This is a genomic window from Halomonas halophila (assembly GCF_030406665.1).
GTDB classification, from domain to species: domain Bacteria; phylum Pseudomonadota; class Gammaproteobacteria; order Pseudomonadales; family Halomonadaceae; genus Halomonas; species Halomonas halophila.
The window spans coordinates 440,168-462,153 of sequence record NZ_CP129121.1 but is presented as its reverse complement, the minus strand read 5'-3'; the positions used below and the strand labels follow the sequence as shown (position 1 = coordinate 462,153).

The following is a 21,986-nucleotide window of genomic DNA, read 5'->3' as shown; positions in this document are numbered from 1 at the left end:
ATGACTTCATCCAATGCCCGAGAGCGCTTCGGTATCCGGCTCTCCACCGTCTCGCGCCGCTGGCGGCGTGCCCTCGATCATCACATGGCGCTGGTCGGCCACACCGATACCAGCTGGGCGCCACTGGTCCATCTCGGTGCTGGCGGCGACGGCCTCAGCCAGAAGGCACTGGCCAAGCGCGTCGGCATGGAAGGCTCCAGCCTGGTACGCCACCTGGACCGCCTGGAGGCCAAGGGCCAGGTCCAGCGCGTCAACGACGAGCAGGATCGCCGCACCAAGCGCGTCTTCCTGACCCCGGCGGGGCGCGACGCCGTGGACGCCCTCCAGGAGGAACTGCTCGGCGTCGAGCGCGACCTGCTCAGCGACCTGAGTGATGCCCAGCTCGAGGCGCTGCTCGAGGCGCTCGATCTGATCGACCGGCGCCTGCAGAAGGAACCCGGCGCCCTGGAAGAGCCCCCCGCTCCCGCCTGATCGCTACGTCTCGCCTTCCCGGGCCGCCCGTAGCCGCTGCATGGCCGGCGTCGGCGTCTCGATCTTGCCGTGGCGCCGGCTGGCGGCATAGCTGTCATTGAACACGTCGAAGTAGTCGTCGAGCCGCTCCGCGGCCTCGGTGTCGCCGGCCTGGCGCATCAGCTCCGCGGCCACCTCGGCGGTGCACAGGTGGGCAGCCGAGGCCGGCTTGCGCAGTCGGTAACGGGTCAGCCGCTCGGTGGCGAGCGGCAGCACCGGCAGCTCGGCCAGATAGGGGCTCTTGCGGAAGATACGCCGCGCCTGGCGCCAGGTGCCATCGAGGATGACGAACACCGGAATCCGCCCATCGTCCTGGCGCGCCGCCACCGTTTCCATGCCGACCACCCGGTGGGCGTAATCCGCCTGGTCGTCGGGGAAGATCACGAAGGGCGCATAGCGCTCGTCCTCGAGCATCGCCAGCAGCCGTTCGTCCGGCTCGGTGCGATACCAGGTGAAGACCTCGGTGGTGGGCAGGACGTCGCGGATCAGCCGTCCGGTGTTGGTGGGCTTGTAGTGCTCCAGCGGATGGGTGATCAGCCACACCCGGGCGCGGCTGTCCGCCGTCACCTTGTAGGGGCACAGGCAGTTCAACGCCGGCAGGTTGCAGGTCTCGCAGCGGCGTACGAAGCTGCCGCGGGCCTTGAACTCGCGCCGCGGCGGCCGCGGGTGTCCGGTGGCGGGGTCCACGTCGCCGTGGTCGGGGGTCGGGGTGTCGTCCTGCATGAGTCGTCTAGCCGGAGGTGAGAGGGCGATAAGGGAGCCACATTCTAGCACGCCCCGCCGCCGCCTCCGGCCGCGCGACGCCTCAGTCGAGCCGCCCCTCCGGCATCGAAAGCGCTCTCGTCTCGCGCCAGTGGCGCACCAGCGCCGGCACGCCCTCGCCGGCGGGCCGGGCGATCTTCGCCACCCCGGCCGGCGCCAGGGCCTGGGCCTCGGGGTCGACCAGCGCGCAGGGCGCGCCGAACGGTGCCTGGTCGAGCAGCATGGCGGCCGGCATCACGGCCAGCGAGGTGCCTACCACCAGCAGCAGGTCGGCCTCGGCAACGATGTCGCAGGCCTCGGGATAGGCCGGCACGGCCTCGCCGAACCACACCACGTCGGGGCGCAGCTGGGCGCCCTTGTCGCAGAGGTCGCCGAGGCGAATGCCGCCCCGGGACAGCGGATAGCGCAGCTTCGCGTCGACGCTGGAGCGCGCCATCAGGATCTCGCCGTGCAGGTGCAGCACGCTGCGCGAGCCGGCCCGCTCGTGCAGGTCGTCGATGTTCTGGGTCACCACGCTGACCCGGAAGCCGTCCGCCTCGAGTTCGGCCAGGGCCCGGTGAGCAGCGTTGGGCCTGGCCCCGCGCACCTGGTCGCGGCGCGCGTCGTAGAAGCGCAGCACCCGCTCGGGGTCGCGGGCCCAGCCCTGCGGCGTGGCGACCGCCTCGACGGGCTCGTCGGCCCACAGGCCGTCGGCGGCGCGGAAGGTCTGGATGCCGCTCTCGGCACTGATGCCGGCGCCGGTCAGTACTACCAGGTGGGGGCGGGCGTCGTCGCTCATGGTCGTCTCGCGGATCGGGGAACTCACCCCAGCTTGCCATATTCCGCCTCGCCGGAGCAGAGGGCGACGGATGACATCCGCCCGTCGCGCGGCGACAATGGGCGCCCTCGCCGCATCCCCCGAGTCGCCCGATGAACGAACCGCTGCCCATCCTCCATCACGACGAGCATCTGGTCGCCGTGCACAAGCCCTCCGGGCTGCTGGTGCATCGCAGCGCCCTGGCCCGGGGCGAGCGCCATTTCCTGCTGCAGACCCTGCGCGACCAGCTGGGCCAGCGGGTCTATCCGGTACACCGCCTGGACCGCCCCACCTCGGGGCTGATGGTGTTCGCGCTGTCGTCCGAGGTCGCCCGCCGCCTGGGCGAGGCCTTCGAGCAGCACCGCGTGGCCAAGCGCTACCTGGCCGTGGTGCGCGGCACCGGGCCGGACGCCGAGCGCCTGGCGTATGCCCTGCGCGAGGAGGACGGCCGCCGCCCCAAGGCCGAGATGCCGGCCATGGAGGCCGTCACCGAGGTGCGGCGCCTGGACAGCGTGGAACTTCCGGTGCGGGTCGACCGCTACCCCACCAGCCGCTACTCGCTGATGGAGGCGCGCCCGCTGACCGGGCGGCGCCACCAGATCCGTCGCCATCTGTCCCAGCGCGGCTATCCGATCATCGGCGACGCCAAGCACGGCAAGGGCGTGCACAACCGCTTCTTCGCCGACCGACTCGACTGCCCGCGGCTGCTGCTGGCCGCCGTGGGCCTGAGCTTCGACCACCCGGTGGAGGGCCGGCGCCTGGACCTGGGCTGCGCCCTGGATGCGCCCATGACCGCGCTGTTCCGGCGCTTCGGCTGGGCGGGCCACCTGCCCGCCAACCGCCGCGCCCCTTCCGCCGAGCCATGTGAACTGCCATGAACGATTTTCCGAGCCCCGCCGCCCTCGAGACCGACGACCACGCGCTGCGCTTCGGCGGCATCCGCCGCCTCTACGGCGCCCGCGCCCTGGAGCGCTTCCGCCACGCCCACGTGGCGGTGATCGGCGTCGGCGGCGTGGGCAGCTGGGCCGTGGAGGCCCTGGCCCGCTCCGGCATCGGCAAGCTGACGCTGATCGACCTCGACGACGTCTGCGTGTCCAACGTCAACCGCCAGCTGCACGCCTTGGACGGCACCGTCGGCCGGCCCAAGGTCGAGGTGCTGGCCGAGCGCTGCCGGGCCATCCAGCCCGGCATCGAGGTGGTGGCGGACACCGCCTTCGTGACCCCGACCAACCTCGCCGAGCGGCTGCCCGAGGACCTGGACCACGTGATCGACGCTATCGACAGCGTGGTGGCCAAGGCGGCGCTGATCGCCTGGTGCAAGCGCCGCAAGCTGCCGATCACCGTGACCGGCGCGGCGGGCGGCCAGACCGACCCGACGCGCATCCGGGTGGCCGACCTGACCCGCACCGAGCACGACCCACTGCTGGCCAAGGTGCGCTCGCGGCTGCGGCGCGACCACGGCTTCTCGCGCAACCCCAAGCGACGCTTCTCGGTGGAGTGCGTCTACTCCGACGAGCAGCTCGTCTACCCCGGCGCCGACGGCGAGGTCTGCCACGCCAAGCCCGCCGCCGGCGAGGCCACCCGCCTCGACTGCGCCTCGGGCTTCGGCGCGGCGACCTTCGTCACCGGCAGCTTCGGCTTCGTGGCCGCCTCGCGCACCCTGGCGCGACTGGCCCGCGACGCCGCCTCTTCCCGCTGAATTCCCTGGAGAGACTCATGGACGTTTCGCATCCCGTGCCCGGCATCTACCGCCACTACAAGGGCCCGCGCTACGAGGTGATCGGCGTCGCCCATCACAGTGAGACCGAGGAGGCGCTGGTGACCTACCGCGCGCTCTACGGCGAATACGGCCTGTGGGTGCGCCCGCTGGGCATGTTCATGGAGACGGTCGAGGTGGACGGGGAAGTGACGTCCCGCTTCGCGCTGGAAAAGGCCTTTTCCTGAGCCTGGACAGGCTAACGCCGAACGCAAGAAGGCGCCCCATAGGGCGCCTTCTTTCATCGCTTGATATGTCATGGCCGGCGGCAAATCTTCGCGAGGCGCTATGAACCCATCCCTGGGCGCTTCATCCGCCATCCCTGGCGGATAACCCTCGCTCATATTCGCCCCCGCCCCATCAAGCGGCTTGTTATTCCGCTTCGTGCATCTGCTTCTGCAGGTAGTTCTCGATGCCGACCTTGTCGATCAGCGAGAGCTCGGTCTCGAGCTTGTCGATGTGCTCTTCCTCGTCGGCGAGGATGTCGCGCAGCAGGTCGCGGGTGACATAGTCCTGCACCGACTCGCAGTAGGCGATCGCCTCGATGTAGTCGTCGCGGCCCTGGTGCTCGAGCTTGAGGTCGCACTCGAGCATCTCCCTGGTGTCCTCGCCGATCAGCAGCTTGCCGTAGTCCTGCAGGTTGGGCACGCCCTCGAGGAACAGGATCCGCTCGATCAGCTTGTCGGCGTGCTTCATCTCGTCGATCGACTCTTCGTACTCGAACTTGCCGAGTGCGGCCAGTCCCCAATCCTGATACATCTTGGCATGCAGGTAGTACTGGTTGATCGCCACCAGCTCATTGCCGAGCGCGGTATTGAGGTATTCGAGGACCTTCTTGTCGCCTTTCATGACACCACCTCATTGCTGTCGTCGGGGTCGTCCTTCAGCTTGGCACGCGCGTCATCGCGCCGCCATCCATGCCGGACAGTCTAGGCGATATCCTAAAAAACTCAAACAAATCAAAGCGTTGAAAACGCCAAAGGAAACGATAGCGATTGCCATCAAACGGCGTAGGCGAGCCCTTCGCTGGCCAGGGCCATCTCTTCCTGGATCGTCTCGCGGGTGATGGCCTTGCCCATGCAGGCGCACTTGCCGCACTGGGTGCCGCAACCCGTCTCGCGCTGGACCTCGCGCCAGCTGCGCGCGCCCTCTTCCACGCTGCGGCGGATCGCCTTGTCGCTCACACCCTTGCACAGACACACGTACATGACATCACCTCATCTCGACCATGAGATCGAATGTAAATGATTCGCATGGACTATCGCAAGCATAGACGGCGATGATTCTCGTCCGGGTCGCCCCCGATGACGTCAGCGACGCTTTCCCGGGAGCACCACCAGACGAGTGCCGGACGCCAGATCCGCCCAGCTGCGCCGTTCGCCGTCGAACAGCACCCAGAGGTGGCCGAGGCCCAGCGGCAGCCAGCCGAGCGCGCCGACCAGGCAGCGCACCAGGCTCTGACGGCGATCGATGGCATGGCCGTCGAGGGTCTGCACCCGCAGCCGCCAGGCCTGCATGCCCAGCGTCATGCCGCCGCGGGTCCAGAAGTAGGTAAAGAAGAGACAGGCGGCGATCGCCAGCAGGACACGCAGCGACCACACCTGGCCGGCGCCGAGGCCGACCCGCTCGGGAGGAATACCCAGCAGCAGGCGGCTGACCGCAACATGGACGGCGCCGATGACGATCCACAGCGCCAGCACCAGCAGGGCATCGTAGAGCATGGCGCCCAGCCGCCGGCCGAGGCCGGCGGGCCAGACGTCGTCGAGACGGTCGAAGCGGCGCGACATGAGAGCTCCCGGTCAGCCGGTGCGGCGCAGCAGGTAGAGGCCGAGGCCGGCACAGAGCAGCGTCGGCACCAGCACGGCCCAGGCCGGCGAGAAGCCGAACAGCGTGGAAGCCGGACCCAGCAGGTCCTGCAGGTACTTGAACACCAGCCCGGTGACCACGCCGTAGAACACCCGGGTGCCGGCGGCCACGGTGCGCAGCGGGCCGAACACGAACGACGCCGCCACCAGCACCAGCGAGGCCATGGTCAGCGGCATCAGCATCTTCTGCCAAAAATAGATCAGCGGCTGGGTGGCACTCTGCCCCTGGGACTCGAGGAAGCGCGCATAGGCCCACAGCTCGCTGGGCGCCTGACTGTCCACCTCGCGCAGCAGCCGGTCGAGGCGCTGCGGCGTCAGCTCGGTCTCCCAGGCCCGCGTCGACTGGCGGGAGGTCTCGGTACGGCCGTCGACGAAGCGGGTCTCGGTGACGTCCTCCAGCACCCAGGCGTCGCCCTGCCATACCGCGCGGCGGGCACTGAGCGCCTCGCGCAGTTCCTGGCCCTCGAAGCGATAGCGGGTCAGGTCCAGCACCACGTCGTCGGCGCGGATCGCCCCGAAGCGATAGAAGTCGTCGCCCTCGCGCTGCCAGCCACCGCTCTCGGTCAGCACGGCGCCCTCGCCCTGCATCTGCTCGAGACGCCAGGCGCTGGCGAACTGCTCGGTCCTGGGGCTGACGAACTCGGCGACGAACAGCACCACCGCGATCACCAGGATGATCGGCTTCATCACGCCCCACAGGATGCGCACCAGCGAGCGGCCGGCGGCGCGCATCACGGTCAGCTCGTTGCTCGAAGCCATGCTGCCGAGCCCGATCAGGGCGCCGATCAGCACCCCCACCGGGGCGTACTGATAGAAGCGCCAGGGCAGCCGGAACATCAGGTAGAAGAGCACCTGCAGGGCGCCGTAGTCGCCCTCCACGTCGCCCAGGTCGTTGATGTAGGTGATCACCAGGTCGAGCCCCAGCAGCACCACCTGCACCACCAGGATCGCGCCGAGGATCTGACGGGCGATGTAACGGTCGAGACGGTCGGCGATCATCCACTCATCCCCTTGCGTTGTGCCTGCAGCGTCATCGCCAGGCCGATGGCCAGGAAGCCACCATGGATCGGCCACATGCCGATGCCCGCCGGCCAGCTGCCGCGGCCGATGGCGTCCAGCGACGCCAGCAGCAGGCTGAGGTAGGCCACGTACAGGAAGATCGCCGGCAGCAGCTTGGCGAAGCGGCCCTGGCGAGGATTGACCCGCGACAGCGGCATCGCCATCAGGGTCAGGACGAAGACCATCAGCGGCAGTCCCAGGCGCCACTGCAGCTGCGCCGCGGCGGGGGGCGACTCGGCGGCGAACAGCGCCGGCGTGGTGGCAAGCTCGGGATTGTCGAGGTCGAGGCTTTTCTCATCTTGCGACAGCCGCACCGCGTAGGTACCGAACTCGAGCCGCTCGGCCTGGGCCCGGCCCGGCTCGACGCTGTAGCGCTCGCCGTCGGTCAGCACCAGAAAGCGACTGCCAGTCTCCTCGTCGACGGTCTGATAGCCGGAAGACGCCCGGGTCACCACGGTGCCGGGCGTGCCGTCGGAGCGGCGCTGGCGCTCGCTGATGAAGACCTCGCGCATCTCCTGCTGGTCGTCGGTCAGCGCCTCGGTATAGGCAGTGCGGCCATCGCCGAAGTCCTGGAAGCGTCCCGGGTTCAGCACCGAGAAATCCAGCTGGCTGCGCTGCTGTTCGATCACCACTTCCTTCTTCAGGGCCCCGGCGGGGCTCAGCCACAGGCTGCACAGGCCCACCATCACCGCCACCACGGTGGCGGGCAGCAGGCTCACCTGCAGCAGCTTGTTGGGACTGGTCCCGCAGGCCACCAGCACGGTGATCTCGCTGTTCAGATAGAGCTGTCCGTAGGCGAGCAGGATGCCCAGGAAGAAGGCCAGCGGCAGGATCAGCTCGAGGAACCCCGGCATGTGAAACAGCATCAGGGAACCGAGGATATGCAGGGGAATCTCGCCGTCCGCGGCGTCGGCGAAGTAGCGGATGAAGCGGCTGCCCATGATCACCAGCAACAGCACCCCGGCCACGGCGGCCATGGTCTGCAGGATCTCGCGGGTCAGATAGCGGAATATGATCAAGGTTGTCTCCCGGTCCGGGTCCGTCCGGCCCGGCCCTCTTCCATGCAATGAGACGCAGGCCCGGGGGAGTGTCGGGCGCCACAGATCGGTGTGAAGTCCGGCAGGCTCCTGGGGTACACTGGGACGACTCGGCCATGTGCCGGCATTATCCAGAATCCCCCACCGCTTGTCTTGTGGAGACACCATGGAATTCCCAGTTCAGACGGCCAATCCCGCCAAGGTCGAGACGGCCTGCCTCGTGGTACCGGTGTTCAAGGATGGCGACCTGTTGCCCGCCGCCGCCAAGCTCGACGATGCCAGCGAGCGGCTGATCGGCCAGCTGATCGAGCGCGAAGACTTCGACGCCAGGCTGGGCAACGTGCAGATGGTCCCCTTCGCCCCCGGTCTGAACGCCGACCGCCTGCTGCTGGTCGGCCTGGGGCCCCGTGACAAGTGCCAGGAAGGCGCCTTCCGCAAGGCCGTGGACGCGGCCTTCACCGCCCTGGCGACGCTGCCCGCCGACGACGCCGCAGTGGCCTTCACCGACGTGCCGGTCCCCGACCGCGACAGCGACTGGAAGGCGCGCACGGTCGCCGAGGCCGCCCATCGCGCGGTCTATCGCTTCACCGAATTCAAGTCCGAGCCCGGCCCGGCGCCGAAGCTCGAGCGCGTGACCCTGCTGGTCAGCGAAGGCGACGACGCCGAGGCGGCCCGCGAAGGCGCCCGGGTCGGCGACGGCATCGGCCAGGGCATCAACGCCGCCCGCACCCTGGGCAACCTGCCCGGCAACGTCTGCACGCCGCGCTATCTGGCCGACCGCGCCGAGCAGCTGGCCGCCGGCTCCGACGGCGCGCTGAGCGCCGAGATCCTCGACGAGGAGGCCCTCGAGACGCTGGGCGCCCACTCGCTGCTCTCCGTCGGCCACGGCAGCGACGAGCCTTCGCGCCTGATCGTGATGAAGTACCAAGGCGCCGAGGACCCCGACGAGGCCCCCCACGTGCTGGTCGGCAAGGGCATCACCTTCGACTCCGGCGGCATCTCGCTGAAGCCCGGCGCGGGCATGGACGAGATGAAGTTCGACATGTGCGGCGCCGCCAGCGTGTTCGGCGCCGTCACCTCGGTGCTCGCCGTGCGGCCGAAGATCAATCTGGTGGCGATCGTCGCCAGCGCCGAGAACATGCCCAGCGGCCGCGCCACCAAGCCCGGCGACATCATCAAGACCCTTCGGGGCCTGTCGGTGGAAGTGCTCAACACCGACGCCGAGGGTCGCCTGGTGCTGTGCGACGCCCTGACCTACGCCGAGCGCTTCGAGCCGGCCAGCGTGGTCGACATCGCCACCCTCACCGGCGCCGCCATCATCGCCCTGGGCCACCACGCCACCGGACTGATGGCCAACGACGACGACCTGGCGCTGGACCTGCTCGATGCCGGCGAGACCGCCTGGGACCGCGCCTGGCACCTGCCGCTGTGGGACGAGTACCAGGAGCAGCTGGACTCCAACTTCGCCGACCTGGCCAACATCGGCGGCCGCCCGGCAGGCACCATCACCGCCGGCTGCTTCCTCTCGCGCTTCGCCGACAAGTTCCCCTGGGCGCACCTGGACATCGCCGGCACCGCCTGGAACTCCGGCGCGCAGAAGGGCGCCACCGGCCGCCCGGTCAGCCTGCTGACCCAGTACCTGCTGGACCGCGAGGCCGAAGGCCAGGTCGAGGCCGACGGCGAGGCCTGAGCGCCGCCGCCACGCCCGGGCTTGCCTTTTGGGCGTGGCGACTTTTTCATGTGAATGTCGACATTCGTTGACCGGGCGGCCTCTCGCCCGATCACCCTGTTCAGCCTGCCGGGGCGCCGGCCGCGCCCCGATAGAAGCGGAGACCAAGCCGTGTCCACCGAACGTTTTTCCATGCTGCCCACCGCCGATGCCACGGCGACCCCGATCCGTGAGGAGATCCTGAGCGACCCCGGCTTCGGGCGCTACTTCACCGATCACATGGCCCACGTCCGCTGGACCGTCGACGCCGGCTGGCACGGCCATGAGGTACGCCCCTACGGTCCGCTGACCCTGGACCCGGCCGCCGCGGTGCTGCACTACGGCCAGGAAATCTTCGAGGGCGTGAAGGCCTACCGCCACGCCGACGGCTCGGTGTGGACCTTCCGCCCCGAGAAGAACGCCGAGCGCTTCCGTCGCAGCGCGCGTCGCCTGGCCCTGCCGGAGCTCTCCGACGAGAACTTCATCGACTCGCTCAAGGCCCTGCTGGCCCAGGACAGCGCCTGGGTGCCGACCCCGGCCAGCGAGGCCGACGAGTCGAGCCTCTACCTGCGCCCGTTCATGATCGCCAGCGAGAGCTTCCTCGGCGTGCGCCCGTCCCACGAGGTCGACTACTACGTCATCGCCTCGCCGGCCGCGGCCTACTTCAAGGGCGGTATCAAGCCGGTCTCGATCTGGCTGTCCTCGCACTACAAGCGCGCCGCCCCCGGCGGCACCGGCTTCGCCAAGTGCGGCGGCAACTACGCCGCCTCCCTGGCCGCCCAGAAGGAAGCCGCCGACCACGAGTGCAGCCAGGTCGCCTTCCTCGACGCCGCCGAGAACAAGTGGATCGAGGAACTGGGCGGCATGAACCTGTTCTTCGTCTACCGCGACGGCCGCATCGTCACCCCGCGCCTGACCGACACCATCCTCGAGGGCGTGACCCGCGACTCGGTGCTGACCCTGGCGCGCGACGAGGGCCTGACCCCGGAAGAGCGCCCGATCAGCATCGACGAGTGGCGCGAGGGCGCGGCCAGCGGCGAGATCGTCGAGGTCTTCGCCTGCGGCACCGCCGCGGTGATCACCCCGGTGGGCGAGCTGGTGACCGAGGACGACACCATCCGCCTGGCCGCCGAGGGCGACAACGAGATCGCCAAGCGCCTGCGCACCCGCCTGCTGGACCTGCAGTACGGCCGCAGCGAGGACAAGTACGGCTGGCTGACCCGCCTGGTGTAAACGGCTTTTCCTGCCCCCGGAGAGACGGGTTTTCCCGGGGGCAAGGCCGAGCGCAGTCCGTTTTAGACGGAGTCTCATGACCCGCATCGATTTCTACATCCTCCCCGAGACCACCCTGGAAGCGCGGCTGGCATTCGCCTGCCGGCTCGCCGAGACCATCGCCCGCAAGGGCTATCGGCTGCACCTGCACGCCGAGGACGAGGCCATGGCCCGGGAGCTGGACGACACCCTCTGGACCTTCCGGCCCGACGCCTACCTGCCCCACGCGCTGCTCGGCAGCGAGCAGGCCGACAGCGTGCCGGTGACCCTCGGCTGGCAGGAACCGCCGCCCGGCGACGCTGGCGTGCAGGCGATGCTCAACCTGCACCCGGAGATTCCCGAGTGGTTCTCACGCTTCGAGCGGGTCGCCGAGATCATCAACCAGCACCAGGCGGTGCTGACCGCCAAGCGGCGCTGCTGGCAGACCTACAAGAAGCGCGGCTACCCGGTCACGCCGCACCATCTGCGCGCCGGGGCCTGAGCTCCTCCTTTTCCTGAGCCGCATTGTTCGGGGCTATTCCGTCGACAGGTCTCCGAGGGGCGCTATGAACCCATCCCTGGGCGCTTCTTTGGCCATCCATGGCCAAAAACCCCTCTTCGACCTGCCCCCGGCGCCCCTCACTGCATCGAGAAGCCTGCCGGCCGCCCATGACGCCACCCGGCCCCTCGGGCTATAATCGAGCCCATTTTTCGCGTCCCGCACCGCCGGCCCGAGGGCCCGCCGTGCCGCGTCGTCGCCACCTCCTTCGACCCGGAAGACCCCATGGACAAGACCTACCAACCCGAGCAGATCGAAACCCGCTGGTACGAGCGCTGGGAAGCCGACAACCGCTTCGCCCCCTCCGGCGAGGGCGAGCCGTTCTCCATCATGATCCCGCCGCCCAACGTCACCGGCAGCCTGCACATGGGCCATGCCTTCCAGGACACCATCATGGACACCCTGACGCGCTGGCGGCGCATGCAGGGTCGCAACACCCTGTGGCAGGTGGGCACCGACCACGCCGGCATCGCCACCCAGATGCTGGTGGAGCGCAAGGTCGCCGCCGAGGAAGGCAAGAGCCGCCACGACCTCGGGCGCGAGGCCTTCACCGACAAGATCTGGGAGTGGAAGCACGAGTCCGGCGGCCACATCACCCGCCAGCTGCGCCGCATGGGCGCCAGTGTCGACTGGTCCCGCGAGCGCTTCACCATGGACGACGGCTTCTACAAGGCCGTGCAGGAAGTCTTCGTGCGCCTCTATGAAGAGGATCTGATCTACCGCGGCAAGCGGCTGGTCAACTGGGACCCGACCCTGCACACCGCGATCTCCGACCTCGAGGTCGAGAACAAGGACCAGCAGGGCCAGTTCTGGCACTTCCGCTACCCGCTGGCCGACGGCGTGACCACCGACGACGGCAAGGATTACCTGGTCGTCGCCACCACCCGTCCCGAGACCCTGCTCGGCGACAGCGCCGTGGCGGTCAACCCGGAAGACCCGCGCTACGCCTCGCTGGTCGGCAAGTTCGTCGAGCTGCCGCTGGTCGGCCGCCGCATCCCCGTCGTGGCCGACGAGCACGCCGACATGGAGAAGGGCTCCGGGTGCGTGAAGATCACCCCGGCCCACGACTTCAACGACTACGAGGTCGGCAAGCGCCAGAACCTGCCGCTGATCAACGTCTTCTCCAAGGACGCCGCCGTCCTCGAGGCCGCCGAGGCGTTCGACCTCCAGGGCCGCCCGCTGGCCGACATCGACACCTCGCTGCCCGCCGCCTACTCAGGCCTCGGCCGCTTCGAGGCCCGCGAGCGCCTGGTCGCCGACATGGACGCCACCGGCCTGCTCGAGCAGGTCGAGACCGTCAGCAACACCCTGCCCTACGGCGATCGCTCCGGCGACGTCATCGAGCCGCTGCTCACCGATCAGTGGTTCGTCGCCGTCGAGGAGCTGGCCAAGCCGGCTATCGCCGCGGTGGAGAACGGCGACATCGAGTTCGTGCCGAAGAACTACGAGAACATGTACTTCGCCTGGATGCGCGACCTCCAGGACTGGTGCATCTCGCGCCAGCTGTGGTGGGGCCACCGCATCCCGGCCTGGTACGACGCCGAGGGCAACGTCTACGTGGCCCGCAGCGCCGAGGAGGCCCGCGCCAAGCACGGCCTGGCCGACGACCTCGCGCTGACCCAGGACGACGACGTGCTCGATACCTGGTTCAGCTCCGGGCTGTGGACCTTCGGCACCCTGGGCTGGCCCGAGCAGACCCCGGAGCTGGCGACCTTCCACCCGTCCAGCGTGCTGGTCACCGGCTTCGACATCATCTTCTTCTGGGTCGCCCGGATGATCATGATGACCCTGAAGTTCACCGGCGAGGTGCCCTTCAAGCAGGTCTACGTGCACGGCCTGGTGCGCGACGCCCAGGGCCAGAAGATGTCCAAGTCCAAGGGCAACGTGCTCGACCCCATCGATCTGATCGACGGCATCGACCTGGACGCCCTGGTCGAGAAGCGCACCGGCAACATGATGCAGCCGCAGAAGGCCAAGGCCATCGCCAAGGCCACCCGCGGCGAGTTCCCGGAGGGCATCGAGCCCCACGGCACCGACGCCCTGCGCTACACCTTTCTGTCCCAGGCCACCACCGGCCGCGACATCAAGTTCGACATGGGCCGCCTCGACGGCTACCGCAACTTTTGCAACAAGCTGTGGAACGCCTCGCGCTACGTGCTGATGAACGCCGAAGGCGAGGACTGCGGCGCCGCCGGCGGCGAGGTCGAGCTGTCGCTGGCCGACCGCTGGATCATCTCCCAGCTGCAGAAGACCGAGGCCCAGGTCACCAGGGCGATGGAGGAGTTCCGCTTCGACCACGCCTCCCAGGCGCTCTACGATTTCGTGTGGAACGAGTACTGCGACTGGTACCTCGAGCTCTCCAAGCCGGTGCTGTGGGACGACGGCGCCTCCGAGGCCGCCAAGCGCGGCACCCGCCGCACCCTGGTGCGCGTGCTCGAGGCCGTGCTGCGCCTGGCCCACCCGATGATGCCCTACATCAGCGAGGAGATCTGGCAGCGCGTGGCCCCGCTGGCCGGCGTCGAGGGTCCGTCCGTGATGACCCAGCCATGGCCGCAGGCCGACGAGGCGCTGATCGACGAGGACGCCACCCGCGACATCGAGTGGCTCAAGGGCGTGATCGTGGCCATCCGCAACATCCGCGCCGAGATGAACATCGCCCCGGGCAAGCCGCTGGAGGCGCTGCTGACCAAGGGCACCGCCGGCGACAGCGAGCGCCTGGAGGCCAACCGGCTGTTCCTCTCCAAGCTGGCCAAGCTCGAGAGCGTCACCTGGCTCGAAGATCCCGAACAGGCGCCGCTGTCGGCCACCCAGCTGGTCGGCGAGATGGAAGTGCTGGTGCCCATGGCCGGGCTGATCGACAAGGACGCCGAGCTCGCGCGTCTGGCCAAGGAGATCGAGAAGCAGGACAAGCTGATCGGCGGCATCGAGAAGAAGCTCGGCAACGACAGCTTCGTCGCCAAGGCCCCCGAGGCGGTGGTGCAGAAGGAGCGCGACAAGCTGGCGGACTTCGCCGCCGCCCGCAAGGTGCTGGTCGAACAGCGCGACAAGATCGCCGCGCTCTGATCCTTCTTTCGCCAAGCACTACTCCCACTCGGCCCCGCCTATGGCGGGGCCGAGTGCTTCACGCCCGCCGGTCCGCCCACCGCGAACAGCGATCGATCGGGACAGTTAGCAAACACTGTTTTTGATTCTCGACATCGATTAAAATAACCGGCTAATCCTTATCAGGGTATTGGTCATGCAGCTGCGCCGAATCCTCTTCTACAACCTTCTTGGCTTCGCCTTGATCGCGAGCTGGTGGCTCCCCACCGCGCTGGCCTGGACCCGCCTCGACGACGACGTCTTCTACTTCTTCAACCAGTTCATCGGTCCCGCCTACCCGTACTGGACCGAATTCCTGGCGGCACTCAACACCCGCGCCTTCGACCTGGCGATGTTCGCGGTGCTCATGGTCATGATGTTCTTCGCCATGCACCGAGACCCCAGGGGCAGCTGGCAGAAGTGGCTGGCGATCGGCCTGGTGATGTCGGCCGTGGCCGCCCTGCTCGGCGAGCTGCTGCACCAGAACCTGCTGGCGGCACGCCCGAGCCCCACGCTGTGGCACCAGGACGTCAACTTCCTGAGCGAACACACCGCCCTGGCGGCCAAGGACGAGGCGTCCAACAGCTTCCCCAGCGATCACGGGCTGATGGCCATGGTGTTCGCCAGCTTCATGCTGCGCTTCGCCGACCGGCTGATCGCCAGCCTGGCGGTGGCCCTCAGCGTGCTGGTCACGCTGCCGCGCATCATGGGCGGCGCCCACTGGGTCAGCGACGTCTATCTCGGATCGCTGGCCATCGCCCTGGTCGTGCTGCCCTGGGTGCTGTGCAATGCCTCGATCTCGACGCTCATCAGGCGGCTGGCGACGTTCTTCGACGGCGCCTGTCGGCGCCTGGGTCCGGTCCGTTCCTGGCCCCGGCGGCTGTACGACCAGCGGGGCATGCTCAAGCGCATCTCGGCCTACAACCTCGCCGGCGTGCTGTTGCTGCTGAGCTGGGCCGTGCCGCATGGCATCCTGTGGATCGACCTGGACGACCATCTCTTCTGGCTGTTCAACGCCTGGATCTCGCCGGAGAACCCCCACTGGGCCGACCTGCTGGCGGTGCTCAACTCACGCGCCTTCGACGCGATCTCCTTCGGGATACTGGGCCTGCTCTTCACCCTGGCCATGCGCCGCGACACGCGCGAGGATCGCGTCCGACACTGGACCGCCATCGGCGTGACCATGCTGATCACCGCCGGCATCGTGGCGCTGATCACCAATGAGGCGATCAGCTACGGCCACCCCAGCCCGACGCGCTTCTTCGAGCACGCCGCGCGGCTGACCGACATCGTCAGCATCCCGACCAAGGATTCCGATGCCAACAGCTTCCCGGGCGACCATGGCCTGATGCTGATGGTCTTCGCCGGCTTCATGCTGCGCTTCGCGGATCGCTGCATCGCCGGCTGGAGCCTGGCCTTCGTGGTGCTGCTCAGCGCGCCGCGCATCCTGGTCGGCGCCCACTGGTTCAGCGACGTCTACATCGGCGCGCTGAGCATCGCCCTGCTGCTGCTGCCCTGGGTGCTGTGCACGCCGATGGCCGAGGGGCTGACGCGCGCCATTCGACAGGCCCTGCCGCGCCTCCCGCTCCGGCACTGAGCCGGTCGGCGACGGCGCCCCACGACAAGGGCCCGTCTGATTCAGGCGGGCCCTTGTCGTCTTTTCCTCTGATCGTCCTGGCGGTATCGACCGCCTCAGTCGACGCGGCGGAAGCCGCCCAGCACGTGCTGGTCGGGGCCGAAGAACACCAGCCGGTCATGATCGATCAGGTAGCGATAGGCCTCGTCCAGCATCTCGGTGACCTGGCGGGCGCCGGCCATGTCCGGGCAGGCGCGGCGGGTCGAGGTCAGCGAGGAGAACTCGATGCGGTTCTGCGCATCCAGCGCGACACTGCCGGTGAAGCGGTTGCAGCCGTCGCTGCCGATGACGTTGCCGTCCGCCGCGACCTGGAACCAGGGCGTGGCCGGCATCTCCAATCGCTCGCTGGTACCCACCAGCAGCAGGTTCCAGCGAGGCCCGACCACCGGGCCGGAAACGGTGTCGCCGGGCGGGGGGACCGGCGCGGGGCCGGCGGCACAGCCGGCCATCAGCGCGGCCAGCATCAGCGGCAGGGCAAGGCGAAGGGGGGCAGACATGGCGTCATCCTTGAACGTTGGCGGGAGCGTATCGATATCGAGATCAAGCTTGCCCCAGGCCGGCGTCTCGGACAATGCTTTGCGCATCCCATCGAACAAGGAGAGGTCCCATGCTCAACGCCCTGCACAACGATCCCCTCGGCAAGCTGCTGCTGCGACTCGCCGTGGGCGGCCTGATCCTGTTTCACGGCATCTCGAAGCTGTTCAACCCCGGTTCGTTCGACTGGATCGGTGGCCTGCTGGAGGGCTATGGGCTGCCCGCCGTGCTCGCCTACGGCGTGCTGATCGGCGAGGTCGTCGCCCCGGTGATGGCCATCCTCGGCTGGCAGACCCGACTGGCGGGTCTGCTGATGGCCGGCAACATGCTGGTCGCGGTGCTGCTGGCCCACACCGGCGAGCTGTTCATGCTCAACGACAACGGCGGCTGGCAGCTCGAGCTGCAAGGCATGTTCTTCGCCGGCGCCCTGGCGCTGGTCTTCCTCGGCAGCGGACGCATGGCGCTCCGGCCCGACTGAGCGCCCGCGCCACTGCCCCGCACAGACAATGCCGCCGACGGGCCTCCGTCGGCGGCATTTTCATTTCCGCAGGACAGGCCGGCGGCCGCTTACCAGCTGCCGGTGTTCTCCATGGATGCCCACGGCTCCTTCGGTGCCTGCGCCTCACCGGCCTGCAGCAGCTCCACGGAGATGCCGTCGGGACTCTTCACGAAGGCCATGTGGCCGTCGCGGGGCGGGCGGTTGATGGTCACGCCGTTGGCCTGGAGGTGCTCGCACAGCGCATAGATGTCGTCCACGCGATAGGCCAGGTGGCCGAAGTTGCGGCCGCCGGTGTAGGTCTCCGGGTCCCAGTTCCAGGTCAGCTCGAGCTCCGGCGCCTGCAGCTCCGTGGAGCGCGACTCGTCTGCCGGGGCGGCGAGGAATACCAGGGTGAAGCGCCCCTTCTCGTTCTCCTTGCGGCGCACTTCCTTGAGCCCCAGCAGGTCGCAGTAGAAGTGCAGCGAGGCGTCCAGATCGCTGACCCGGACCATGGTGTGCAGATATTGCATGTCTCTCTCCCTATTTCGCGGATCGATTGAATTTCACAAGTGCTGTCGGCGGGGGCATGCTGAGGCATCATGCTCCCCGACGCCTTCCTCGACGAGCAGGTTCCATGAGCCACTACTGTGACCTGGCCCCCGGCCATCCGTTTCACGGCCCCTATCACGACCATGAATACGGCTTCCCCGTTGCCGATGACGACACGCTGTTCGAGCGCCTGGCCCTGGAGATCAACCAGGCGGGACTGTCCTGGCTGACCGTGCTCAAGAAGCGCGACGCCTTCCACGACGCCTTCGAGGGTTTCGCCGTCGACCGCGTGGCCGCCTACGGCGATGTCGAGCGTGCCCGGCTGCTGGCCGACGCCGGCATCATCCGCAACCGCCTCAAGGTCGACGCCGTCATCCACAATGCCGGCGTGATCCAGCACCTGCGCGACGAGCACGGCAGTTTCCACGCCTGGCTGGAGGCCCATCATCCGCGCCCCCACGCCGACTGGGTCGGGCTCTTCAAGCGGACCTTCCGCTTCACCGGCCCGGAGATCGTCGGCGAGTTCCTGATGAGCAGCGGCTACCTGCCCGGCGCCCATCGCGACGACTGCCCGGTCCAGGCCCGCGTCCTCGCCGCCGGCCCCGCCTGGGCCCGGGCCAGCGAGACGACACGCCCCGCCCCCTGATATCACCGCGACCCGAGGACCCTCTTCGCCCATGGATTCCCTGACACAGGCCGCGCTGGGCGCGGCGATCGGCGGCACCGTACTGGGCCGACGGCTGGGCCGCAAGGCGGTGCTGATCGGCGCCGCCCTCGGGACCCTGCCCGACCTCGACGTGATCATCGACTACGGCGACGCCGTGGCCAACGTCACCCAGCACCGCGGCTTCAGCCATTCGCTGTTCGTGCTGGCCGGACTCGCGGCCCTGCTCGCCGGGCTATCGGCCCGCTTCGCCAAGGCGCGGGACATTTCCCCGGGACGCTGGCTGGCCTTCTTCGGCCTCTGCCTGCTGACCCACCCGCTGCTGGACGCGCTGACCACCTACGGCACCCAGATCTGGTGGCCGCTGGACCTTCGCCCGACGGCCTACCCGCTGGTGTTCATCATCGACCCGTTCTATTCGCTGCCGCTGCTGGCGACGGTACTGATCGCCCTGTTCAGCGGACGAATCGGCGCCACCCGCTGGGGGCTGGCACTGTCCTGCCTGTACCTGGTGCTGTCGTTGGGCGCCCGGACCCTGATCGAGCAGCGCGTGGAGCCGGTGCTCGCCGAGAACGGCCTGGAGGACGCGCCGCGTCTCATCCAGCCCACGCCCTTCAATATCCTGCTGTGGCGCGTCAGCGTGGCCGAGGCGGACCGCTACCACGAGACGCTGGTCGGCGTCTTCGATGGCGACCGGCGGCCCCGGCTGGAGCATTTCTCCCGCGGCAGCGAGTGGGAAACCGTGGTCCGGGACGATGCCAGCGGGCGTCGCCTGGACTGGTTCGCCGGCCCCTTCCTGCGCTACGAGGTCGACGAGAGTCGGGAGCCGGCCACCCTGGTGGCCACCGATCTGCGACTGGGCTTCCCGGGCTTCCACGCCTTCCACTTCGCCCTCGCCGAGCGCACCGACGACGGCTGGCGGCCGCTCGCCGCGCCCTACCAGCTCGAGCCCCGGCGCCGTGACAGCGAGGCGGCGCTGAGGCGGCTGGGCACGCGAATCCTCTCCACCGAACCGCGGCTCTGCGTCGGTCAGTTCGTCGAGCCTCGCTGGCGGCTGTCAACGTCCGCCACCTGCTGACCGGCTATCCCAGAACGCGAACAGGGCGACCCAAGGGTCGCCCTGTTACGCGATGGATGATGCTCAGGTCGGCATCGCCGGCTCAGAGGCGCTCGACCAGGCCGGCGATGGCCTGGCGGGCCTCGTTCATGGCCGCGTCGTGCTTGGCCTCGCCCATGTTCAGCCCCTCGGCGAACACGGTATCCACCTCGCCGATGCCCATCAGGCCCAGCATGTGGGTGAGGTGCGGGGTCTGGCTATCGAGCTCGGAGCCGGCGTACTCGCCGCCGCGCGCCGCCAGCAGAATGGCCCGCTTGCCTTCGATCAGGCCCACCGGGCCGTTCTCGGTGTAGCGGAAGGTCACGCCGGCGCGCAGCACGCGGTCGAACCAGGCCTTCATCTGCGACGGTACGCCGAGGTTGTACATCGGCACGCCGAGCACCACCACGTCATGGGCCAGCAGTTCCTTGATCAGGGCGTCGGAACGGGCCGCCAGCTCGCGCTGCTCGGCATCGCGCTCTTCCGGGGCCACCTGCCAGCTGGCGAGCTCCGGCAGCCCCAGGTGCGGCAGATCGTCGGCCACCAGATCGCGGCGAGTGATCTCCACGCCGTCGCGCTCGCCGGCCAGGGTGCTGAAGTGATCGGCCAACGCCTGGGAGTTGCCGCCGAGGATGGAAGAGGTCAGGACGAGGACGCGGGTCATGGCGATCTCCTTGAAGCTTCGTGAGCGTAAGAATGATCGCCATTATATATTCGTTTTTGGCCACGATAAGCGGAAAAAACCGCGCCTATCATTCGATCGCGTCGAACATCCTGCCCCTCAGGGCGCGATCCCCTGCCCGCAGCCCCGATAGGTCTCGCCGTTGAGCGACAGCGTCACCCGGGCCGGCCAGGGCTGGCCGCTCATGTCATCGAAACAGGCCTTGGCCTCGATGCGCAGCGTGAAGGGCCGCGCTGCCTGGCCGCTGGCCAGGATCACCCGGCCGGCGCCGTTGTCGAGGGTGGTCACCCGATAGGGCAGCGTCATCTCACGCTCGCCGTAGTCGAGCGTCAGGTCGAGCTCGGGCACGTCGTTGGCCAGTGCCAGGTGCCAGCCCGGCTCGTTGCCACGGCCGTGGAACATCACGCCGGGATGGCCTTCGCGGGTCAGGGCATCGAGGGTGATGTCGCGCCGGCAGTCCAGCCGGCCCCGCTGGCTCTCGACCAGCGCCTCGTCGCCCTTCAGCCATACGCTCAGCCCGCCGTTCTGATAGCGGCTGCCACTGGCCACCACGGACGGCGTGAGCCGCGTGGCGCCGAGGGCCGACCACAGTCGCAGCTCGTCGTCGCCCTCGGCGGTCACCAGATCCTGGGCCGGGGTGCAGCGCCAGCCGACCAGCTCGTCGGCCTCGCCGGGAAACAGCGTCGACGGCAGCAACGGCGCCTTGGGCGCGTCGGCCTCGGCGGACGTGCCCGCGTCACTGGTCTCGGGCGGCTCGGGAGCGGGCTCGGGGGTCGGCGAGTTGACGTAGGTGATGCAGCCGGACAGGCCCAGCGACATCAGCAGCGGCAGGGCGATCCGGCAGGAAGAAAGGCGGAACATGGCAATGACTCCTTGTGCGACGAGACTCCATCGTCGCCAGCATACCAGCCGCCGAGCGCATTTGGCGCCATGCCCCGCGCTCCGAAGCCATGGCACGACCTCGACGCGGGCCGCGGCATCCGACTGGCCCATACGTCTGAATAAAACTAAACTTGCTCTTCATCATCATGAAGTTAGCTCAAAAGCATGCTCGAACTCCGCCACCTCCGCACGCTCATCGCCCTGCGCGACGCCGGCTCCCTGGTCGAAGCCGCCGAGCGGGTGCACCTGACCCAGTCCGCCCTTTCCCACCAGATCAAGGACCTGGAGGAGCGGCTGGGCAGCCCGCTGTTCCTGCGCAAGACCCGGCCGGTGGAATTCACCCGCGCCGGGCTACGCCTGCTGGCGCTGGCCGAACAGGTGCTGCCCCAGGTTCGCATGGCGGAACGCGACCTGGCCCGGCTGGCCGGCAACGAACAGGGCCGGCTGCACATGGCCATCGAATGCCATAGCTGCTTCCAGTGGCTGATGCCCACCGTGGACCACTTCCGCGATCACTGGCCCGAGGTGGAGATCGACATTCCCGGCGGCCATCACTTCGACCCCCTGCCGGCCCTGGCCCGGGAGCAGCTCGACCTGGTGATCACCGCCGATCCACAGCCGCTGCCCGGCGTCCACTACGAACCGCTGTTCCGCTACGAGGGACTGCTGGCCGTGGCCCGCCAGCACCGCCTGGCCGGACGCCCCTTCGTGGCGCCGCAGGACCTGGTCGACGAGACGCTGATCACCTACCCGGTGGAGCATGGACGACTGGACGTCTTCACCCAGTTCCTCGACCCGGCCGACTGCCGGCCCCGCGAGGTACGCACCGCCGAGCTGACGATCATGATGATGCAGCTGGTGGCCAGCGGCCGCGGCGTCTGCGCGCTGCCCAACTGGGCGCTGACCGAATATCTGGAGCGGGACTACGTGAAGGCGGTGCCGCTGGGCGAGCACGGGGTGTGGAGCACGCTGTTCGCGGCGATCCGCGAGGAGACGCGCGATGCGCCCTGGATGGAAGACTTCCTGCGCACCGCCCGGGAGACCTCGTTTGCGGTGCTGGAGGGCGTCAAGCCGGCCTGAG

24 protein-coding genes are annotated in these 21,986 nt (G+C 68.7%); 13 read left to right on the top strand and 11 right to left on the bottom strand.

All coding sequences use genetic code 11. The annotated features are described in order from the left end of the window. On the top strand, positions 1 to 471 hold the full coding sequence (locus QWG60_RS02090) for a MarR family winged helix-turn-helix transcriptional regulator (protein WP_035593967.1): 471 nt from the start codon (positions 1 to 3) through the stop codon (positions 469 to 471). 3 nt (positions 472 to 474) lie between these two features. Here QWG60_RS02090 and QWG60_RS02085 read toward each other — a convergent pair whose 3' ends face one another. After that, positions 475 to 1,233, bottom strand: coding sequence for a tRNA-uridine aminocarboxypropyltransferase (locus QWG60_RS02085; RefSeq protein ID WP_107181385.1), 759 nt, complete (start codon positions 1,231 to 1,233; stop codon positions 475 to 477). Between the two features lie 82 nt (positions 1,234 to 1,315). Next, a complete protein-coding gene (locus QWG60_RS02080; protein ID WP_146908699.1) occupies positions 1,316 to 2,050 on the bottom strand; it encodes an SIR2 family NAD-dependent protein deacylase in 735 nt (244 codons plus the stop codon). A gap of 131 nt (positions 2,051 to 2,181) precedes the next feature. On the opposite strand from QWG60_RS02080, the gene QWG60_RS02075 reads away from it, so the two are divergent. The 3 genes from QWG60_RS02075 to QWG60_RS02065 are packed head-to-tail and all read left to right on the top strand — an operon-like array spanning position 2,182 to position 4,012. After that, a complete protein-coding gene (locus QWG60_RS02075) occupies positions 2,182 to 2,946 on the top strand; it encodes a pseudouridine synthase (RefSeq protein WP_046079552.1) in 765 nt (254 codons plus the stop codon). Continuing rightward, positions 2,943 to 3,767: a tRNA cyclic N6-threonylcarbamoyladenosine(37) synthase TcdA gene (gene tcdA / locus QWG60_RS02070; RefSeq protein WP_046079553.1), complete on the top strand. Its 825-nt coding sequence runs from the start codon at positions 2,943 to 2,945 to the stop codon at positions 3,765 to 3,767. Before QWG60_RS02075 ends, tcdA begins: the two co-directional genes overlap by 4 nt. Before the next feature lie 17 nt (positions 3,768 to 3,784). Then, positions 3,785 to 4,012, top strand: a complete 228-nt coding sequence (locus tag QWG60_RS02065; protein ID WP_146908702.1) for a DUF1653 domain-containing protein — start codon at positions 3,785 to 3,787, stop codon at positions 4,010 to 4,012. 184 nt (positions 4,013 to 4,196) lie between these two features. Here the strand turns inward: QWG60_RS02065 and bfr are convergent, their stop codons facing one another. The 5 genes from bfr to lptF form a co-directional block, all read right to left on the bottom strand. Further along, positions 4,197 to 4,673 carry a bacterioferritin gene (gene bfr / locus QWG60_RS02060; protein ID WP_046079555.1) on the bottom strand — a complete coding sequence of 159 codons (477 nt, stop codon included), beginning with the start codon at positions 4,671 to 4,673 and terminating at the stop codon, positions 4,197 to 4,199. A gap of 152 nt (positions 4,674 to 4,825) precedes the next feature. Next, positions 4,826 to 5,032: a (2Fe-2S)-binding protein gene (locus QWG60_RS02055; RefSeq protein ID WP_035593980.1), complete on the bottom strand. Its 207-nt coding sequence runs from the start codon at positions 5,030 to 5,032 to the stop codon at positions 4,826 to 4,828. A gap of 102 nt (positions 5,033 to 5,134) precedes the next feature. Next, positions 5,135 to 5,611, bottom strand: a complete 477-nt coding sequence (locus QWG60_RS02050) for an RDD family protein (protein WP_146908704.1) — start codon at positions 5,609 to 5,611, stop codon at positions 5,135 to 5,137. A 12-nt stretch (positions 5,612 to 5,623) separates the two neighbouring features. Then, on the bottom strand, positions 5,624 to 6,688 hold the full coding sequence (lptG, locus tag QWG60_RS02045) for an LPS export ABC transporter permease LptG (RefSeq protein ID WP_046079556.1): 1,065 nt from the start codon (positions 6,686 to 6,688) through the stop codon (positions 5,624 to 5,626). After that, on the bottom strand, positions 6,685 to 7,767 hold the full coding sequence (gene lptF / locus QWG60_RS02040; RefSeq protein ID WP_081945783.1) for an LPS export ABC transporter permease LptF: 1,083 nt from the start codon (positions 7,765 to 7,767) through the stop codon (positions 6,685 to 6,687). Before lptF ends, lptG begins: the two co-directional genes overlap by 4 nt. A 184-nt stretch (positions 7,768 to 7,951) precedes the next feature. Here lptF and QWG60_RS02035 point away from each other — a divergent pair, with 184 nt between their 5' ends. The 5 genes from QWG60_RS02035 to QWG60_RS02015 all read left to right on the top strand — a co-directional run bounded on the left by QWG60_RS02035 (position 7,952) and on the right by QWG60_RS02015 (position 15,981). After that, positions 7,952 to 9,475 (top strand): leucyl aminopeptidase, encoded by a 1,524-nt coding sequence (locus QWG60_RS02035; protein ID WP_046079557.1) that lies wholly within the window; start codon positions 7,952 to 7,954, stop codon positions 9,473 to 9,475. A gap of 171 nt (positions 9,476 to 9,646) precedes the next feature. Beyond that, entirely contained in the window at positions 9,647 to 10,726 is a 1,080-nt protein-coding gene (locus QWG60_RS02030) for a branched-chain amino acid aminotransferase (protein WP_146908711.1), read from the top strand. A 76-nt stretch (positions 10,727 to 10,802) separates the two neighbouring features. After that, positions 10,803 to 11,246: a DNA polymerase III subunit chi gene (locus tag QWG60_RS02025; RefSeq protein ID WP_016855202.1), complete on the top strand. Its 444-nt coding sequence runs from the start codon at positions 10,803 to 10,805 to the stop codon at positions 11,244 to 11,246. 282 nt (positions 11,247 to 11,528) lie between these two features. Further along, entirely contained in the window at positions 11,529 to 14,366 is a 2,838-nt protein-coding gene (locus QWG60_RS02020; protein WP_146908706.1) for a valine--tRNA ligase, read from the top strand. A gap of 175 nt (positions 14,367 to 14,541) precedes the next feature. After that, positions 14,542 to 15,981, top strand: coding sequence for a phosphatase PAP2 family protein (locus QWG60_RS02015; RefSeq protein ID WP_146908714.1), 1,440 nt, complete (start codon positions 14,542 to 14,544; stop codon positions 15,979 to 15,981). A 95-nt stretch (positions 15,982 to 16,076) separates the two neighbouring features. On the opposite strand, the gene QWG60_RS02010 is transcribed toward QWG60_RS02015, so the two are convergent. Beyond that, entirely contained in the window at positions 16,077 to 16,517 is a 441-nt protein-coding gene (locus QWG60_RS02010; RefSeq protein WP_146908716.1) for an META domain-containing protein, read from the bottom strand. Positions 16,518 to 16,627: 110 nt separating this feature from the next. Between QWG60_RS02010 and QWG60_RS02005 the strand changes: the two genes are divergently transcribed. After that, entirely contained in the window at positions 16,628 to 17,032 is a 405-nt protein-coding gene (locus QWG60_RS02005) for a DoxX family protein (RefSeq protein WP_046079562.1), read from the top strand. Positions 17,033 to 17,121: 89 nt separating this feature from the next. Here the strand turns inward: QWG60_RS02005 and QWG60_RS02000 are convergent, their stop codons facing one another. Next, positions 17,122 to 17,562 (bottom strand): VOC family protein, encoded by a 441-nt coding sequence (locus QWG60_RS02000; RefSeq protein ID WP_035599973.1) that lies wholly within the window; start codon positions 17,560 to 17,562, stop codon positions 17,122 to 17,124. A 104-nt stretch (positions 17,563 to 17,666) separates the two neighbouring features. Here QWG60_RS02000 and QWG60_RS01995 point away from each other — a divergent pair, with 104 nt between their 5' ends. Both QWG60_RS01995 and QWG60_RS01990 read left to right on the top strand, forming a co-directional pair. Further along, positions 17,667 to 18,227: a DNA-3-methyladenine glycosylase I gene (locus QWG60_RS01995; RefSeq protein WP_107181392.1), complete on the top strand. Its 561-nt coding sequence runs from the start codon at positions 17,667 to 17,669 to the stop codon at positions 18,225 to 18,227. 31 nt (positions 18,228 to 18,258) lie between these two features. After that, positions 18,259 to 19,323 carry a metal-dependent hydrolase gene (locus QWG60_RS01990; protein ID WP_146908718.1) on the top strand — a complete coding sequence of 355 codons (1,065 nt, stop codon included), beginning with the start codon at positions 18,259 to 18,261 and terminating at the stop codon, positions 19,321 to 19,323. A gap of 82 nt (positions 19,324 to 19,405) precedes the next feature. Here the strand turns inward: QWG60_RS01990 and QWG60_RS01985 are convergent, their stop codons facing one another. Both QWG60_RS01985 and QWG60_RS01980 read right to left on the bottom strand, forming a co-directional pair. Continuing rightward, positions 19,406 to 20,005 (bottom strand): FMN-dependent NADH-azoreductase, encoded by a 600-nt coding sequence (locus QWG60_RS01985; RefSeq protein ID WP_046079565.1) that lies wholly within the window; start codon positions 20,003 to 20,005, stop codon positions 19,406 to 19,408. Positions 20,006 to 20,122: 117 nt separating this feature from the next. Beyond that, positions 20,123 to 20,884 carry a COG3650 family protein gene (locus tag QWG60_RS01980; protein ID WP_146908720.1) on the bottom strand — a complete coding sequence of 254 codons (762 nt, stop codon included), beginning with the start codon at positions 20,882 to 20,884 and terminating at the stop codon, positions 20,123 to 20,125. 186 nt (positions 20,885 to 21,070) lie between these two features. Here QWG60_RS01980 and QWG60_RS01975 point away from each other — a divergent pair, with 186 nt between their 5' ends. Next, positions 21,071 to 21,985, top strand: coding sequence for a LysR family transcriptional regulator (locus tag QWG60_RS01975; RefSeq protein WP_035599496.1), 915 nt, complete (start codon positions 21,071 to 21,073; stop codon positions 21,983 to 21,985). Position 21,986: the final 1 nt, after the last annotated feature.